This is a genomic window from Devosia sp. MC521, assembly GCF_014127105.1.
In the GTDB taxonomy this organism is placed as follows: domain Bacteria; phylum Pseudomonadota; class Alphaproteobacteria; order Rhizobiales; family Devosiaceae; genus Devosia.
This window is the reverse complement of sequence record NZ_CP059902.1, coordinates 3657040-3672416: the sequence shown is the minus strand read 5'-3', so window position 1 is coordinate 3672416 and position 15377 is coordinate 3657040. Positions and strand designations below refer to the sequence as shown.

Genomic DNA, 15377 nt, shown 5'->3' with positions numbered 1-15377 from the left:
CCATAGAGGTATACCCAGTGGGCATCACGAGGGAACCAGCGACACCAGCCAGCCGACCGATCGAGGCCAACGACAACGCGCCGATCGTTGGCGGCATAAGCGGATTGGCATAGAGCGACAGGGGGCACCGGGGGGAAATTCCCCGAGGGGCATATACGAATACGCTCACAGACTTTTTGGAAAAATCATCGAGGTCTTTTGCCGTCCTTCCGGATCGCCGGGAGGACCACTGCAGTGACCCAGTGCTGGAAGTCCTTGGCCTCCGGCTTGTCGCTCCGCATGATCAGCTTGTAGAGGCCGCTTTCGGAGACGCAGACAACCCTTCGTTTTCCTTCCCTACCATTCACGATAGTAGGGAGCGTCTGTAGGGACTTTTCGCCCTCATCAAAACGATTGTCCGCTAGGTGGTGTGCGTAGGTTCCATTCGTTGGGTGCTGCTTAAACCCGAGGGCTTCACAGACATCACGGGCGACGAACCAAGGTTCACCGTCGATTTCCACGCAGCGCAGGTCGATATTACGGACCTGAGGAGCTGATACCCCAGCCTTTCACTCATGTTATAATCATGGGTAATAAACCGGGGTATCACTCACGGAGATCCGACAGGGTGACCTAGGGGCTAACCGCCAGAGACGACTTTCGGCTTCACCTCAAGGACACGCTCACGCTCCTCTTGCAGTTTCCTTAAGCGTTCCCGTCGCGCCGCCAACAGCCGACAGACCAAAGGCTGAGACACATGGACGGCCTGCGCGATCTCCGATTGGGTCAACTCCGGGAAGTTCCAAACGAGCCACTCCACTTCCTGCATAGTGGACATCTCACGACGACCCCAAGTTTCCGCATAAGCATCCCGATCATCCTTGAACGCTTTAAGGGCAGCTTGAGCGATCCGAACGGCCTCACCTTTGGCTTCCGCAATAGCCGCCATTGTGTCCTCCCATCGAGCGGCCACCCAAGCCTGGCCCAAAGGACTTACGACATCGAATGGACGCTTTCCTTTTCGTTCAATTCGACGTCCCAATCCTTGGTCAACGGCCCAAAGAGGCAGCCTATAGCGAGTATGCGTAGCCGCCCCCTCAAGCTGAAGGAGCCCCATTTTGACGAGCACGACACGGACCTCCTTCTTGCCCAATCCCATGGACTCTCCCATTTCGGTTACCGTGATCCAATCGCCCTGTGAGATCGAAAGCAGCTTTCCTGTCTTCCGATCCAGCGTTTCCTCGAAGTACTCCATTCGCGCTTAAAGTTCGTCATGGCACGAGCTATTAGAAAAGTGTGGTGGTCGCTCCTCAGACGAATGCGCAGCACAGGCTACGTTTCCGAAGGCTCGCACAGTTGTAGCAAGACAAGACGCAACCAAAGCGTAGCGCTGGTCGGCCCTCATCGAGTTGATGATCTTGGTTGTTAACCCTGGGTCGCAAGGACGGTCGGTGATGCACAAAGAGTTATCGTAGGCGGAAACCTGCACGGCAACCTGCTATAGGTAGTTCTAGTCGCTCTTAAGAGGATGCACTGCAAATCATTGATGTATCGCGAGATTTCTGCAAACGCATCCCAGCACTGAGGACTGCCAAGGATTGGATACCAAGGCACTCCTCAGAATCATGCAGTCTTGTCCGCGTTAATCCGCAAAGAGTTGTGGGTGATATTTCTTCAAGTCACTGGCCGCTTTAAAAATGCCGCGAGCAGCGTCATCAGCCACAGCATTAGCCGATGCAACTAAGGGGTCTGATTTTGCTGACGCCCATTCCCAATTGATAACCAGACCGCCGGCAATCTCCCTGAGGATTAACCAGAGATCACGGTGCAGCACTTCTTTGCCCTTGTTGTTTCGCCAACCATTTTGCTCCCACCCGGACATCCACTCAGTCATCCCCTTAACGACATGTTGGCTCGAGGTCCGAAACACCATTGTCTCCACGCCATCCTGAACCGCGTGTTTCAGGGCAGCGACTGCTGCTAGCATTTCTGCTTCAATCTGACTTGAAACGGCTTGATGTCGTTTGAAGAACACTCTGCGTCGCACAACGCGATCCTCTTCAAGTTGCTGCTTGATCAGACTTACTCCCCCTAGACCAGAAGCCCCAAGGCGAGCGCCGCCCGCGACCAGCAGAACGCCAGTCTTAAAATGCTCTTTCGTTTTCATTCAGTAAGTCACCAACACTGACGCCTCAGAAGGGCACCAAGTTCCACATTTTATAAATCTTGATATTTTTGAGCAGCAGTGCGCAATACAATTTGCACACCACTGAGCCGGACTGACCGACAAGAAAATCACTTATCAATATGGGGACATAATTACAAAATACCCCCATCCGTACTTACTTGTTATTATGCAATTACATTAGACCTCAACATACTCATGCTTGAGCAAGTGCAGCAAAGGCGCTTCAACCATGCAGATTGTCTGCTTTGGATAGTAATGATCATATTCCCGCTCAATAGACGAAAGCCAAACGACCGGAGGCAGGAGATCCTCCCAGAAATCGTCGCGAAGGAAGGCAAGGTCCGTGGAGTGTGCCCAGTAACTATCCACGTCGCCGTTCGTATGGTGCACCTCCGTCTGATGGAGAAGATTCATGACCCCACCCACTTCGCCTTCGTAAAGCACAGCAAAATCTTCTACACATCTCGCGGTATCTTGAGAAATCCCCCCAAGCTCTACTTGCCGATCCAGCTCTTTAGCGACCCAAGAATACAGCCCTCTGTAAACATCCAAGGGAACGCCTGAACAGTCTCTACCATCTACTTCCCAGTCCATCTCGGGCTTGGAAGCTTTATTAGAAATCAAGCAAATCCTCTGAATATTCGGAAGCTGCAGAAGCAGAACTCTATTGTTTCGGGTCGTCACCACACATGATGACTTACCGCTGTTCATCACAAAGTTTACGTGCCGCGATTCCTTTTCGGTTATCGGGTACCACTTCGTACGCTCTTGCTTGTGAAGCTTAATCCCGACATGCCCCCAGAAGACGTCATCGACATCCAGCAGGTCGACCCCATGCTCGACAGCAGGTGTCGGCTCGTCGAGCAAATCACTCACGTGACAACCAAATATTTCGGCCATCTCGCGGAGGGACGCAACGCTCGGCTGCACCTTCTCCGTTTCCCATCTACCTACGGTCTGTTGTGTTGTCCCCAGCATGTCAGCTAGCTGCTTCTGGCTAAGGCCGCGGTCCGTACGCATTTTGCGAATTCGATTCATGAACACCTCCGTCACACACAGATGGTGTACAGACACACATGTTGGGTGTCAACACGCATAGTGAGTTAGATAACACGCAGAACGTTTATTGCTCGTCGCATGTTAATAACAAGGTCCTCGGCCAATCCTCGAAGAACTTCACCTGAGCCGCCAAGGTCACCTCGCCATAGCCAGCAGCAGCGCCAGCCGTGGCGTGTCCGGTGATCGCATTGGTGACGTCTTCTCGCCTCCCAAGGCTTCTCGCTGTGGTCTCAAAGCGATGACGCCAAGCGTGGTTGGGCTGCACCCTCTCATCGGTGATGATGGTTCTGACGAACTCACGGACACGGTTCTTGGCGGTCTCCAAGCCCCCATGCACCGCCTTGTCGGTCTTCTGCAACAGCTTGAGGAAGAGGTGCCCGAAGGGACGACTTTGGACGAACGTGATGAACCCCAGCTCCACAAGATGCGGATGTAGGACAACGTCTCGGAAGACACTGGTCTTGATGGTCCCCGCCTCAGGCGTCAGTCGGATAACCCAATGACCACCTTCTTGCCTGATGTCTTCCTTGCGGAGCTGCACGACCTCACCAACGCGAGCACCCGTATAGGCCATCAGCCAAGGCACCCAGCGGCGAACAGCAGTCACCTGCGGGCTTTCCCAGCCTGACGGTTGGTAGTTGAAGGACGCAGTAAGCAGTGCTCGCGCCTCCTCGTCAGTGAAACCCTTTGAGCGCTCAACCTTGCGCTTGGCGTTCATCACCTTGATGCCGTCTGCGGGATTGTGACCAAGCAGCTGCTGACTGACAGCCCAGCCAAAGAGCACTCGTAGGGCCGAGATGTCGGTTCCCTTGATGGTCTTTAGGCTCGTGCCTTGTGCCAACCGATGGTCCTTGTAGGCGACCACATCAGCCGCCGTTACCCGCTCAGCATCATCATGACCAATGAACGCTCGGAACTGCCGAGTGACGCGGAAGTAGGCCTCTTTGGTGCTCCCAGACAGCCCAGCCTTCTCGGCCTCACGCCACCATGCCTCAGGTAGACCAGTGATGGTCTGCTTCACCTTACGCACCACAGAAGCCGCTGGCTTTTTTGGAGATTCTGCCCTGATGGGAACAGCAACAGGACGAGGTTCAACCACAGGATCGAGCACCTCAAGCACCACTGCCAGACATCGGCTAGCGAGCCTCTGGAAGCATTCCGCATCCTTGTCGACCATCAGCCCCAAACGCTCACAAAGCGCCGCCACAGAAGCCCGCAGGTGCTCTAGTGAATCGCCTGAGTTCATTTGTTTCCGCAGGTCAGCTACAGCTTCAACAGTGTCATGCAGCGCAACACCCAAGGTCTTCAGCAGCGCCCCTCGACGGCTTGGCTCTGCGAGATCATTCCTGAGGAGTTTGATGACCTGCCGGATAGCAGCAGTGTCCAGCTGATCGAACTCACCGAGGAGGCGCTTACGGGCAAGGGATAGGAGCGCCTCACACTCGGCCACGGCTTGAGCACAGGCGGCCAGAACGGAAGCCGAAGGAGTCTTGGAGGTGCCTTCTTTCGCGCCGAGCCAGCGGACAAACTCAGTGATGTTCCGGTCGATATGCTGCCGGAGCGCAACGGGAATGACCCGACGATATTTCCACCGACCAGCGCTTTGGTCGAACGTCAGGTTTCTAACAAGGTAACCCATGGAATAGGCCGCTTTGTACCAGAGTTTTGTACCAAGCGGAGAAACCTCAGTGCCCTAAAGCACGAAACCCGCGCATCCACGAGGGATACACGGGTTTTCGAGAAGGATTGGTGCCCAGAAGAAGACTCGAACTTCCACACCTTGCGGTACACGGACCTGAACCGTGCGCGTCTACCAATTCCGCCATCTGGGCAGTGTCGCTTTTGCAGCAGTGCTGCGGCAACGAGTGACTATCTAGATTAGGGTGTTTCCGAAGTCAACGCGCTTTGCGGGCCAGCCTAAAACTTTGCACCCATACAAACCCTTATCCCGATTTCTTCCACAGCGAAGGCCCTTGAAAACTGGGCTGAATATCGGATTTGAAAAAATCTGCGCTGAGTGGAAAACTGCGCGCCTAAAGCACCATCGGACGCAAACAATCGGCCATCAAAGCGGGCCGAAACACTCGACAGGCGGACCGGGCTTGGCTAAAACCGGTCAACTTGTCGCAGGAGTGCCGTCTATGACTCGCAATGCCCAGAAGCTCGTCACGATTTTTGGTGGATCGGGATTTGTCGGGACCCATCTGGTGCAGGTGTTGGCACGCGAAGGATTCCGTATCCGCGTTGCTGTTCGTCGTCCTGACCTAGCAGGTGTTGTGCGCACTCCGGGTTCTGTTGGTCAGATCGTGCCGATCCAAGCCAATCTGCGCAATGAAGCATCCGTCCAGCGCGCCATCGCCGGCGCCGATATTGTGATCAATCTGGTCGGCATCGGTCACCAGAGCGGCAAACAGAATTTTGACGCCGTGCACACCACGGGCGCAGCAACTGTCGCTCGCGCCGCCAAGGCCGCCGGGGTTTCAACTCTCGTCCATCTCTCGGCGCTCGGCGTTGATAAGGCTGCGTCGGTATCAAAATATGCAGCCAGCAAGCTTGCTGGTGATGAAGCTGTGCTGGCGGCTTATCCGCAGGCCATCATTTTGCGCCCCTCGCTGATCTTCGGCGTTGGCGATGGCTTCTTTAACCTCATGGGTACGCTGTCGCGCATTATGCCGATCATGCCACTGATTGCTGGCAATACGAAGTTCCAGCCCGTATTCGTTGGCGACGTGGCGGAAGCCATTGCCAAGGCCGCGAAGGGCGAGGTGAAGACTGGCAAGATTTACGAGCTGGGTGGCCCAGACGTTGAAAGCCACAAGGTTCTTATGGAACGCATTCTCGCCGAAGCTGGCCGCAACCGTCCGCTGGTGCCATTCCCAGCTGGTCTCGCCAAACTTGGCGCGAACCTCTTGGGTATTCTGCCCTTCAAGCCAGTGGTGACCAGCGACCAGGTCGACTTGCTCGGGGTCGATAATGTGGTTTCGGACGAAGCTATCAGAGACAAGCGCACCCTCGCGGCATTTGGCATTGCTCCCACTAGCATGGGCGAGGTGCTACCGACCTATATGTGGCGCTTCCGCCGTAATGGCGAGTTCGACCGAGCCGATCGCGGCCCCAATACAGGTCTTGCCACCTAACTATCGCAAAATATTTTTTGAAGGCGCTTCAAGCTCATAGGCTCGGAGCGCCTTTTTGTTTCCGCGATATATCTTGAAACCGATCTTGCAGGGACAATCTCTTGCTCAAGGGCGTTAAGATATATCTTGGAGACATATCATGGCATCTCGCGATTTTCGTGATTTTGACTGGAGCACAGTAGACCAATTGGCGCGTCGCAGCTGGGGCCGTATGCAGCGTGCTGCTGGCGTCGATTTCGGCGAATGGGGTGGCAAGGCCCGCGTCGGCAAAATGCTGGCCTCGGGTGACTTACGCCTCGTGGCGCTCTTTTTCATCGAGCAGCAGCCGCGCCACGGTTATGATCTGATCAAAGCCGTAGAAGAAGCGTCCAATGGCGTCTATTCGCCGAGCCCCGGCATTGTGTACCCGGCGCTGACCTATCTTGAGGAGGCGGGCTTCGCGACCTCGAGCGTTGACGGCAATAAGAAGCTTTATGCAATTACCGACGAAGGCCGCGCGCATTTGGAAGACAATCGCGAGGCAGTAGCCGCCACGCTAGAGTTTCTGGCGCGGACGGGCGAGCAGGTGAACAAGTTCCGCGATTTCGTTGCAGCCGATTGGCCTTTTGGTGGCAAAGGGGAGCCGGAAGCAACGCCGTCACACCCCGCTTGGGCGCCAGACGACCGGCCTATGCATGACGTGGTGCCGGAACTGGATGCGGCGCGCAAATCGGTTAAGCAGGCGATTAAAAAGGCCCGCACTGGTTCGGACGAAGTGCAGTTACGCGCCGCTGAGATTTTGCGTCGCGCCGCAGCCGATATTGAAGCGCTCGGTCAGGACGATGACGTCGACCTTTAGGGGCTGAACGGAATGAGCAAGGGCAGGGGGAAACCTCTGCCCTTTTTTGCTTTTTAGCCGTGCCGCGATTTGGTTTTCAAAAAGTCGAGAACCATTTGCACGGCGTGCGCCTCGCGCTCCTGGACCATAGCAACGCTTGAGAGATCGCGTTCAAAGATCACCGATAGGGTGGCCGTGTTCGACACATAGAAGAAGCCGAGCGCAGCCACGGAAATATAAAGCTGCACCGGATCGACATCGCGGCGGAACAGTCCCGCTTCGGCTCCACGCTCGATAATCTCGGCGATTTGCCCGACCAGCGGCGAATGCAGCGCCTTGATATCGGGCAGGGTCTTGAGAAAACGCGCGTTCTCGATGTTTTCCGTGCCCAAGAGGCGCGGAAACCATGGGTTCGCCAGAAAGTGACGGAAGGTGAACCGCACAAGGCGGTCCATAGCTTCCACCGGATCATAGCGCCCCAAGGACAGCGCCCGCTCACCCGCGCGGATCTCGGTATAGGCTTCCAAGAGGACGGCCCGGTAGAGCTCCTCTTTATTGCCGAAATAATGATAGAGCAGCCGCTTATTGGCCTCAGCACGCTCGGCGATGGCATCGACGCGCGCGCCCTCAAAGCCCCGATCGGCAAACTCCACTCTGGCTGCTGCCAGAATGGAGGCTTTGGTCTTTACCGAATTCCTTGGGCGTTTTGACGTCTCAGCTTTTGGCTGGGACAGCTCCACGATTGCGGGCGAAGAGGGATCGGACACGTCGATTTACCGCCGGAATGGACATCAGAATGGTGAAGACAATGATCAGGCAGATAACAGCGCTGATCGGCCGGGTAAAGAAGGGCGTTGGGTCGCCATTGGTAAGCGCCAAGCCGCGGCGCAGGTTCAGGTCTAAGAGATCGCCGAGCACGATGCCCAAAACCAGTGGCGCCATTGGGTATTTCATCTCCCGAAGGAAGAAGCCGACAATGCCAAAGACCAACATGACGTAGACGTCGAACATGCGCTGAGTGATGGCAAAAGAGCCAATAACGCAGAGCACATAGATGACCGCCATGAGCCGTTCGCGTGGGACCGAAAGGACCTTAATGAAGACCTTTGTCAGCGACAGGCCGAAGATCAGATTGGCGAGCGTTGCCAACAGCAGCATGCCCACGACCTGATAGAGGAAGGGCGCATTCTCGATCATCAGCATGGGGCCAGGGCGGATGCCGTGGATCATCATCGCCGCGATGAGCACGGCGGCAGCGGCAGAGCCGGGCAGGGCCAGAGTAAGTGTCGGGATCATCGAGGCCGATACCACGGCATTATCGCCGGTTTCTGCCGCGATCAGCCCTTCTTGGCTGCCCTTGCCGAACTCTTCGGGGTTCTTGGACAGCTTTTTGGCCGCTGCATAGGAACTCCAGGCGCCAACGTCCTCACCGACACCCGGGATGATACCAACAAAGGTGCCAATGATGCCGGAGCGAATAATGGTTTTCCAATATTGGAAAATCTCGCGGAAGGTCGGCACGACACGATCATTCACCGGGGCGATATTGGCGATGGCCGTGCGCTTCATGGTGGAGAGAATTTCGGCCAAGCCAAATGCGCCAACCATGGCCGGGATCAAATCAATGCCGCCAACAAGCGCCGGTATGCCAAAGGTAAAGCGCTGATGCGCATGCAGCGTTTCCATGCCGATCATGGCCACCAACAGGCCAATGATCCCGGCGATGTAGCCCTTGAGCGGCGTATCAGAGCCCGTCATCTGACCCGATACAACCACGCCGAATAGTGCGAGCCAGAAAAACTCATACGAGCCAAATTTCAGCGCCGCTTCGGAAAGCACGGGAGCAATAATGGCGAGAAAGAAAATGCCGACCAAGGTTCCCAAAGTTGAGGAGGTCGTCGCAAGACCCATGGCAAGACCTGCCTTGCCCTGCTTGGCGAGCGGGTGACCATCGAGCGTCGCCGCCGCATTGGCCGGTGTGCCGGGAATATTGAGCAAAATGGCAGTGCGGCTGCCCCCATAAATGGCGCCCAAATAGACGCACATCAGGGTGAGAATGGCCTGGTCTGGCGCCATTTTATAGGTGAGCGTCACCAAGAGCGCGACGCCCATGGTGGCCGTAAGGCCGGGCAAAATACCGATGGTCAGACCGAGCAGTGTTGCCCACGCCACATTGAAAAGGCCGGAGGGGGTTATGAAATGCGCCACGCCCTGGCCGAGGAGAATAAGTCCGTCAAACATGGAAGCCGTCTCCTAAGGCAGCCGAACCAGAAAAATCTGGCCGAACACATAGTTGACGCCCACGCCTGCAACGAGCGCGACCACCAGTGCCCAGATCAGTGTCCGCACGAGGTTGGCGGGCCGATCTGCCAGTACGGTTTCAAACAAGACGATAAAGGCGAACACAAAGAGCGCCGACGCCAGCCAGAACGGCATGCGGCCCACGAGCCCCAATGTGTAGACCAAGGCGAGAGCGGCCACGGTGACAACGCGAATAGTTTGCCACGAAAGCAGCAGGTTCAGCAGAGCTACCCCGCCAGCCTTGGTATCGAGCTTCCATGACCGAAAGGCGAGCAGGGACCCACACAGGGTCAGGGCAACGCCGAGCACGAAGGGCACGAGACCCGGTATCGTTGCTGGGTGAATACGGCGCACGGCGAGCCGATCCATGGTCCAAGACAGATACGTAACGGCAAGGCCGAGTGCGATCAGAATAATCGCAGTGATAAGATCGGCGCGTATGCGCGCAGCATCCTCGTGCTGAGCAGAGAGGGTCATTTTATGTGCCTAAAGTTTGGTACGGCCCCACCAACATCGAGCCAACCGCTAGCTTTCACGAAAGCCAGCGGTTGGTTGGTTGGTGTTAGTTCTTGGCCATCTCAGTGCGGGTTTCGCAATCGATGCCAATGGTGGACGGATCGTTGACCGCTTCACCGCGACCAACGGAATCGCAGGCCTCAAGAATCACAACCGGCATCGCCAGAGCGCGCGCTTCCTCGCCATAGGATGGAGCGAAAACGGCACCGAAGGTTTCAGCGTAGGTTTTTACCGCTTCAGATGTTGAGACCTTCTCAGCCCAAATCTTGTCGAGTGTGGCTACCACCTCGGCCGGCACGCCCTTTGGCACGAAAATACCGAAGTAATCCGGCGCCAACTCCATATCTGGAAGCCAGTTTGTGATCGGTGGGATCGGCTCAGCGCCTTCAATCACAAGCGGCTGGTTGGACAACACGGCCAGAGCTTTCAGACGACCACCGCGGATCAGTTCGGTTTGCTCAACGGCAAGTTGGGTCGTGACCATGGCTTCGCCAGCGGCTGTTGCAATCGCAGCTGGGCCGCCCCCATCATAGGTGATCATGTTGTAGTCAAAGCCACCCGCCGCACCCGAAAGCGCGCCAATGGCGGTGCCACCAGATGAGGTGATGCCGGCTGTCGCAACAGAAATGCCGCTACCAGCGTCCGACTGGAACGCCGCCAAAAGTTCACCGAAATCCTTGAACTGGCTGTCCATCGGCACCGAGACTACCGGCACGTTGGCAACGGAAAGATAGATGTGCCAGTCGTCGATATTGGTGTTTTCCAAAAGCCCCGTCACCGAATAGGTGGCGTTGTTGGCGATCGCATTGGCAGTCCAGGTGTAGCCATCGCGCTCAGCATTGAGCACTTCCTGCGTACCAATGGCACCGGATGCGCCTGGTTGGTTGACGACGACGACTTCAACACCAAGGGCTTCTGCAAGGATCGGCGCTGTGACACGGGTCACCTGATCGGTCGACCCACCAGCGCCCCACGGTACGATGAGATTGATTGGACGATCAGGCTTCCATTCCTGACCGATGGCCATAGTTGCGCCCAGCGCGAACACAGCAGTGCTCGACGCGAGGACAACGCGCAGCAGTGACTGCTTCATCCTAAAACTCCTCCCGTTGGAGCCCAGTATTCTGGTGCTCACCCGGGCAGATTGGGTGCGTAAAAACTATGTGTCAAGTCAGAAGTAACCGATCAGTGATTTAGTGAGCGCTTACTCTGGCCTTTTAGAGGATCACGCCATGCGGTAATTGCTTGGCGAAAGTCCGGCTTGGTATGGTGGCGCGGACGAACACATCTCTTCGGGGCAATCATGGAATTGGAACGCTTGGCCATCTTGGGCTTAGCTTTGGCAGCGGGCGCTTTTGTGAAGGGCGCAACAGGCATGGGGCTGCCCCTGATCGCACTGCCGGTTTTGACCTCGGCCTTTGGTTTGCAACATGCTGTGGGCATTATGGCCGTGGTGCAGATCGTCACCAATATTGCTCAGGTCTGGCAATTTCGTGATGGCGCCAAGGACGTGCGCTTGCAGTTTATGCCGATGTTTTTGGTGACCTGCGCCGTCGGCGTTGGCTTCGGCACATGGCTCTTGGGCAATCTTCCAGAGCGCTATTTGATCTTCAGCCTTGGCATTGTGCTGCTGGTCTATTTTGTTCTCAAAATTAAGAACCCGCACTTCTCCATTGCCCCCACTGTGGCGCAAAAACTGGCACCCTTCACCGGCGTTGGCACGGGCATATTGCAAGGCGCAACCGGCATTTCGGCACCCGTTGGCGTGACCTTTATCCATGCCATGGGGTTGGACCGGCGCGTGCATGTTTATGCCGTCTCGGCCATGTTCCTACTCCTCGGGTTTATCCACCTCCCCGCGCTATTCATCTCCGGCATTATGAAGCCAGATTGGATGCTAGAAGCGCTTCTGGCGCTGATCCCGATCGCCATCTTTATGCCCCTCGGACAGCGCGTTGCTGGGAAACTGAGTCGTAAGGCCTTTGACCGAATGATCCTGATCTTTCTCGGTCTGATGGGCGTAAAAATGGTGGTGGGGCTCTAACCTCACCACTTTATGCCTACGCAAACCCGCTTGACGGCCGTCATTCTCCTCGCCTAAGTAACTACACAGTTACACAGCGCGATCCTGAGGAGGTTTTGATGGCGGTTCGGCGGGTAGGCATTATCATGCACGGCGTCACGGGGCGCATGGGCTATAACCAGCATCTGGTGCGCTCTATTCTGGCCATACGGGATCAAGGCGGCATCAGCCTTGCCAATGGCGACCGCCTCGTTGTCGATCCGATCATCGTTGGTCGTAATCGCGACAAGATCGAAGCGCTGGCGAAGAAGCACAATATCGCCCGCTGGAGCGACGATCTTGAGGCCGCACTGGCCAATAAGGACGACGAGATTTTCTTCGATGCTGGCACGACGCTGATGCGCGCAGGCCTGATCGAACAGGCACTTGCCGCTGGTAAGCATGTCTATTGCGAAAAGCCGACCTCGGACGATCTCGAAGTCGCGGTCAACCTGGCCAAAACCGCCCGCGCCTCTGGCCTCAAGCACGGCGTGGTGCAGGACAAGCTGTTCCTCCCCGGCCTGATGAAGCTTAAAATGCTCCGCGACAGCGGTTTCTTCGGCGACATTCTCTCGGTGCGTGGCGAGTTCGGCTATTGGGTGTTTGAAGGCGACTGGCAGAAGGCGCAGCGCCCAAGCTGGAACTATCGCAAGAACGACGGTGGCGGCATCATCCTCGATATGCTGTGCCACTGGCGCTATGTGATGGACAATCTCTTCGGTGAAGTGAAGGCCGTCTCCTGCCTGGGTGCGACCCATATTCCAAAGCGCGTCGACGAGCAGGGCAATACTTTCAACTGCGATACCGACGACGCAGCTTACGCAACCTTTGAGCTCGAAGGCGGCATCATTGCCCAGATCAATTCGAGCTGGACGACGCGCGTCCGTCGCGACGATCTCGTGACCTTCCACGTCGATGGTACTCACGGTTCCGCCGTTGCTGGCCTCCACAAGTGCTGGACCCAGCATCGCGTCAACACGCCAAAGCCGGTGTGGAACCCTGACCAGCCCCAGACCATGAATTTCTTCAACGATTGGGAAGAAGTTCCGGACAACTGGCCAGCCGACAACGGCTTTAAGGCGCAGTGGGAAATGTTCCTGCGCCATGTCGCCGAGGACGCGCCTTGGGAATATGGCCTCGAAGCTGGTGCCAAGGGCGTGCAGCTGGCCGAACTGGGCCTCAAGAGCTGGGCCGAGCGCCGCTGGCTCGATGTGCCAAAGCTGGAATTCTAATTTCGCTCAACCCTCCCGGCGCCGCCTCGAACGTGTTTTGAGGCGGCGGTGGGCGTTTGCAAAGGCTTGAGGAGATGCCGATGCCGCAGTTAAACCTACCCAATGCTGATCGTTCGATTACGCCCTATGTACTCAAGGGCGATCCGATCCCCTTCGTCAAATTCAAAGCCAGCGACTTTCCGCGCATCGCCTATTCGGCAGCACATGTCGTGGCCGATCCGCTGGCGAGTGTCGACCCTTGGTTGACTCCCGCAATTGATTGGGACACGACGCTCAAATTCCGCCATCGCATGTGGGACCTCGGGCTTGGCGTTGCCGAGGCCATGGACACTGCCCAGCGCGGCATGGGCCTCACCTGGACCGAAGCGCAGGAGCTGATCCGCCGCTCGCAGGTGGAAGCCCGCAGTCGCTCCGACAGTCTCATCGCCTATGGCGCCGGCACCGACCATCTCGCGCCCGGCCCGGACGTCACCATTGACGATATTCTGCGCGCCTATGACGAACAGGTTGATTTCGTTGAAGGGCAGGGTGGTCGCGTCATCCTCATGGCCAGCCGCGCGCTCGCGGCGGCAGCCAAGTCGCCAGACGATTATGCCCGCGTTTATGGCCATGTCCTGAGCCAGGTGAAGCAACCGGTGATCATGCATTGGCTGGGCGAAATGTTTGATCCAGCTTTGCTCGGCTATTGGGGCAAGGGTACGCATGACGAAGCCATGGACGTGTGCCTCGATGTGATCGCCGCTCACGCCGACAAGGTCGACGGCATCAAAATCTCTCTGCTCTCGGCAGAAAAAGAGATCGACATGCGCCGCCGCCTGCCGAGCCAGGTCAAAATGTATACGGGCGACGATTTCAATTATGCCGAGTTGATCGCTGGCGACGACCAAGGTTTTTCGCACGCCCTGCTTGGTATCTTTGACGCCATTGCGCCCGCAGCATCAGCCGGTCTCGCGGCCTTGGGCCGTGGCAATACCAATGAGTTTTTCGACATTTTGGAGCCAACGGTTCCGCTGAGCCGTCACATCTTTGCAGCGCCCACCCGCTTTTACAAAACCGGCGTCGTCTTCCTCGCCTATCTCAACGGATTGCAGGATCATTTTCAGATGGTCGGCGGGCAGCAGTCGACCCGCTCCGTCCAGCACTTTGCCGAGCTGTTCCGCCTTGCCGATAAGGCCCGCGTGCTGGCCGACCCAGAACTCGCCACGAGCCGCATGAAGGCCTTCCTCGCCGTCAATGGAGTTTCAGCATGACCGACCGTGGCATCTCCCTCAATTTTGCCACGACGCGCCAGCAGTGGGGCTTTGCCGAAGCTGTCGACGGGTGCTTGCGGGCTGGAATTACCGCCATCTCGCCGTGGCGCGATCAAATCCAGGCCATTGGCCTCAAAGAAGCCGCGCGGATCGTTCGAGACAACAAGCTGCAAGTGACGGGCGTCTGCCGTGGCGGCATGTTCCCAGCCCTCACCACAGAAGGGCTAAAGGCCAATATTGAAGACAATCTGCGCGCTATCGACGAAGCCGCGGCGCTTAATGCAGACTGTCTTGTGTTAGTTGTCGGTGGCATTCCGCAGGGCAGCCGCAATATCGTTGAAGCCCGCAAGCAGGTGTCCGACGGCATTGCCGCAATCCTGCCACACGCCAAAGCGTCCAATGTGAAGATCGCTATCGAGCCGCTGCACCCTATGTATGCCGCGGACCGCGCCTGCGTGAACACCATCGACCAAGCGCTCGATATTTGCGAACAGCTGGGCGAAACGGTTGGCGTCGCAATCGACGTTTATCACGTCTGGTGGGACCCCAATTTGGCCAAAGCCATTGCGCGGGCAGGGCGGATGAAGCGTATTTTCGCGCATCATATTTGCGATTGGCTCAATCCAACCTCGGACTTTTTGCTCGATCGCGGCATGATGGGCGATGGGGTTATCGACCTTCCCGGCATCCGCAAAATGATCGAGGACGCAGGTTTCTCCGGCCCGCAAGAGGTGGAGATTTTCAGCCAAAACAATTGGTGGAAGCGCGACGGTGACGAAGTGCTTCAGGTGATCAAGGAACGCGTTGCTACTGTCTGCTAAACAAAAAAGCCCCGG

General features: G+C 56.7%; 15 protein-coding genes and 1 tRNA gene. 6 read left to right on the top strand and 10 right to left on the bottom strand.

All coding sequences use genetic code 11. From position 1 onward, the window contains the following. Positions 1-185 precede the first annotated feature (185 nt). From H4N61_RS17745 to H4N61_RS17720, 6 genes are all read right to left on the bottom strand, one after another. Positions 186-500: a Bro-N domain-containing protein gene (locus tag H4N61_RS17745; protein ID WP_248306540.1), complete on the bottom strand. Its 315-nt coding sequence runs from the start codon at positions 498-500 to the stop codon at positions 186-188. A 119-nt stretch (positions 501-619) separates the two neighbouring features. Next, positions 620-928 (bottom strand): hypothetical protein, encoded by a 309-nt coding sequence (locus H4N61_RS17740; RefSeq protein ID WP_182394591.1) that lies wholly within the window; start codon positions 926-928, stop codon positions 620-622. A gap of 693 nt (positions 929-1621) precedes the next feature. After that, the gene (locus H4N61_RS17735) at positions 1622-2146 is read right to left on the bottom strand and encodes an RNase H family protein (protein WP_182394590.1); all 525 of its coding nucleotides are present in this window, start codon (positions 2144-2146) and stop codon (positions 1622-1624) included. Between the two features lie 198 nt (positions 2147-2344). After that, a complete protein-coding gene (locus tag H4N61_RS17730; RefSeq protein ID WP_182394589.1) occupies positions 2345-3205 on the bottom strand; it encodes a helix-turn-helix transcriptional regulator in 861 nt (286 codons plus the stop codon). 85 nt (positions 3206-3290) lie between these two features. Further along, a complete protein-coding gene (locus H4N61_RS17725; protein ID WP_182394588.1) occupies positions 3291-4865 on the bottom strand; it encodes a site-specific integrase in 1575 nt (524 codons plus the stop codon). A gap of 108 nt (positions 4866-4973) precedes the next feature. After that, positions 4974-5058 (bottom strand) — tRNA-Leu (locus tag H4N61_RS17720). Between the two features lie 309 nt (positions 5059-5367). Here H4N61_RS17720 and H4N61_RS17715 point away from each other — a divergent pair. Further along, on the top strand, positions 5368-6363 hold the full coding sequence (locus H4N61_RS17715; protein WP_169194376.1) for a complex I NDUFA9 subunit family protein: 996 nt from the start codon (positions 5368-5370) through the stop codon (positions 6361-6363). 139 nt (positions 6364-6502) lie between these two features. Beyond that, complete coding sequence (locus H4N61_RS17710; protein ID WP_169194377.1) at positions 6503-7201, top strand: PadR family transcriptional regulator; 699 nt, start codon at positions 6503-6505, stop codon at positions 7199-7201. Positions 7202-7254: 53 nt separating this feature from the next. On the opposite strand, the gene H4N61_RS17705 is transcribed toward H4N61_RS17710, so the two are convergent. From H4N61_RS17705 to H4N61_RS17690, 4 genes are all read right to left on the bottom strand, one after another. Continuing rightward, the gene (locus tag H4N61_RS17705) at positions 7255-7920 is read right to left on the bottom strand and encodes a TetR/AcrR family transcriptional regulator (protein ID WP_282567636.1); all 666 of its coding nucleotides are present in this window, start codon (positions 7918-7920) and stop codon (positions 7255-7257) included. Next, positions 7895-9421 carry a tripartite tricarboxylate transporter permease gene (locus tag H4N61_RS17700; RefSeq protein ID WP_182394587.1) on the bottom strand — a complete coding sequence of 509 codons (1527 nt, stop codon included), beginning with the start codon at positions 9419-9421 and terminating at the stop codon, positions 7895-7897. The genes H4N61_RS17705 and H4N61_RS17700 overlap by 26 nt, the downstream gene beginning before the upstream one ends. Positions 9422-9433: 12 nt before the next feature. Continuing rightward, positions 9434-9958, bottom strand: coding sequence for a tripartite tricarboxylate transporter TctB family protein (locus H4N61_RS17695; protein ID WP_169194380.1), 525 nt, complete (start codon positions 9956-9958; stop codon positions 9434-9436). A gap of 85 nt (positions 9959-10043) precedes the next feature. Further along, complete coding sequence (locus tag H4N61_RS17690; RefSeq protein WP_182394586.1) at positions 10044-11090, bottom strand: tripartite tricarboxylate transporter substrate binding protein; 1047 nt, start codon at positions 11088-11090, stop codon at positions 10044-10046. A gap of 210 nt (positions 11091-11300) precedes the next feature. Between H4N61_RS17690 and H4N61_RS17685 the strand changes: the two genes are divergently transcribed. From H4N61_RS17685 to H4N61_RS17670, 4 genes are all read left to right on the top strand, one after another. After that, positions 11301-12041: a sulfite exporter TauE/SafE family protein gene (locus tag H4N61_RS17685; protein WP_182394585.1), complete on the top strand. Its 741-nt coding sequence runs from the start codon at positions 11301-11303 to the stop codon at positions 12039-12041. A gap of 98 nt (positions 12042-12139) precedes the next feature. Further along, on the top strand, positions 12140-13291 hold the full coding sequence (locus H4N61_RS17680; protein ID WP_169194383.1) for a Gfo/Idh/MocA family oxidoreductase: 1152 nt from the start codon (positions 12140-12142) through the stop codon (positions 13289-13291). An 80-nt stretch (positions 13292-13371) separates the two neighbouring features. Further along, on the top strand, positions 13372-14541 hold the full coding sequence (locus H4N61_RS17675) for a dihydrodipicolinate synthase family protein (protein WP_182394584.1): 1170 nt from the start codon (positions 13372-13374) through the stop codon (positions 14539-14541). Beyond that, a complete protein-coding gene (locus H4N61_RS17670) occupies positions 14538-15362 on the top strand; it encodes a sugar phosphate isomerase/epimerase family protein (protein ID WP_182394583.1) in 825 nt (274 codons plus the stop codon). The genes H4N61_RS17675 and H4N61_RS17670 overlap by 4 nt, the downstream gene beginning before the upstream one ends. The last annotated feature ends 15 nt before the right edge of the window (positions 15363-15377 follow it).

Excerpts from the sequence above, each read along its gene's own strand:
- H4N61_RS17740 (WP_182394591.1), bottom strand. The coding sequence starts at position 928 with ATGGCGGCTATTGCGGAAGCCAAAGGTGAGGCCGTTCGGATCGCTCAA.
- H4N61_RS17735 (WP_182394590.1), bottom strand. The coding sequence starts at position 2,146 with ATGAAAACGAAAGAGCATTTTAAGACTGGCGTTCTGCTGGTCGCGGGC.
- H4N61_RS17730 (WP_182394589.1), bottom strand. The coding sequence starts at position 3,205 with ATGAATCGAATTCGCAAAATGCGTACGGACCGCGGCCTTAGCCAGAAG.
- H4N61_RS17725 (WP_182394588.1), bottom strand. The coding sequence starts at position 4,865 with ATGGGTTACCTTGTTAGAAACCTGACGTTCGACCAAAGCGCTGGTCGG.
- H4N61_RS17715 (WP_169194376.1), top strand. The coding sequence starts at position 5,368 with ATGACTCGCAATGCCCAGAAGCTCGTCACGATTTTTGGTGGATCGGGA.
- H4N61_RS17710 (WP_169194377.1), top strand. The coding sequence starts at position 6,503 with ATGGCATCTCGCGATTTTCGTGATTTTGACTGGAGCACAGTAGACCAA.
- H4N61_RS17700 (WP_182394587.1), bottom strand. The coding sequence starts at position 9,421 with ATGTTTGACGGACTTATTCTCCTCGGCCAGGGCGTGGCGCATTTCATA.
- H4N61_RS17695 (WP_169194380.1), bottom strand. The coding sequence starts at position 9,958 with ATGACCCTCTCTGCTCAGCACGAGGATGCTGCGCGCATACGCGCCGAT.
- H4N61_RS17690 (WP_182394586.1), bottom strand. The coding sequence starts at position 11,090 with ATGAAGCAGTCACTGCTGCGCGTTGTCCTCGCGTCGAGCACTGCTGTG.
- H4N61_RS17685 (WP_182394585.1), top strand. The coding sequence starts at position 11,301 with ATGGAATTGGAACGCTTGGCCATCTTGGGCTTAGCTTTGGCAGCGGGC.
- H4N61_RS17680 (WP_169194383.1), top strand. The coding sequence starts at position 12,140 with ATGGCGGTTCGGCGGGTAGGCATTATCATGCACGGCGTCACGGGGCGC.
- H4N61_RS17675 (WP_182394584.1), top strand. The coding sequence starts at position 13,372 with ATGCCGCAGTTAAACCTACCCAATGCTGATCGTTCGATTACGCCCTAT.
- H4N61_RS17670 (WP_182394583.1), top strand. The coding sequence starts at position 14,538 with ATGACCGACCGTGGCATCTCCCTCAATTTTGCCACGACGCGCCAGCAG.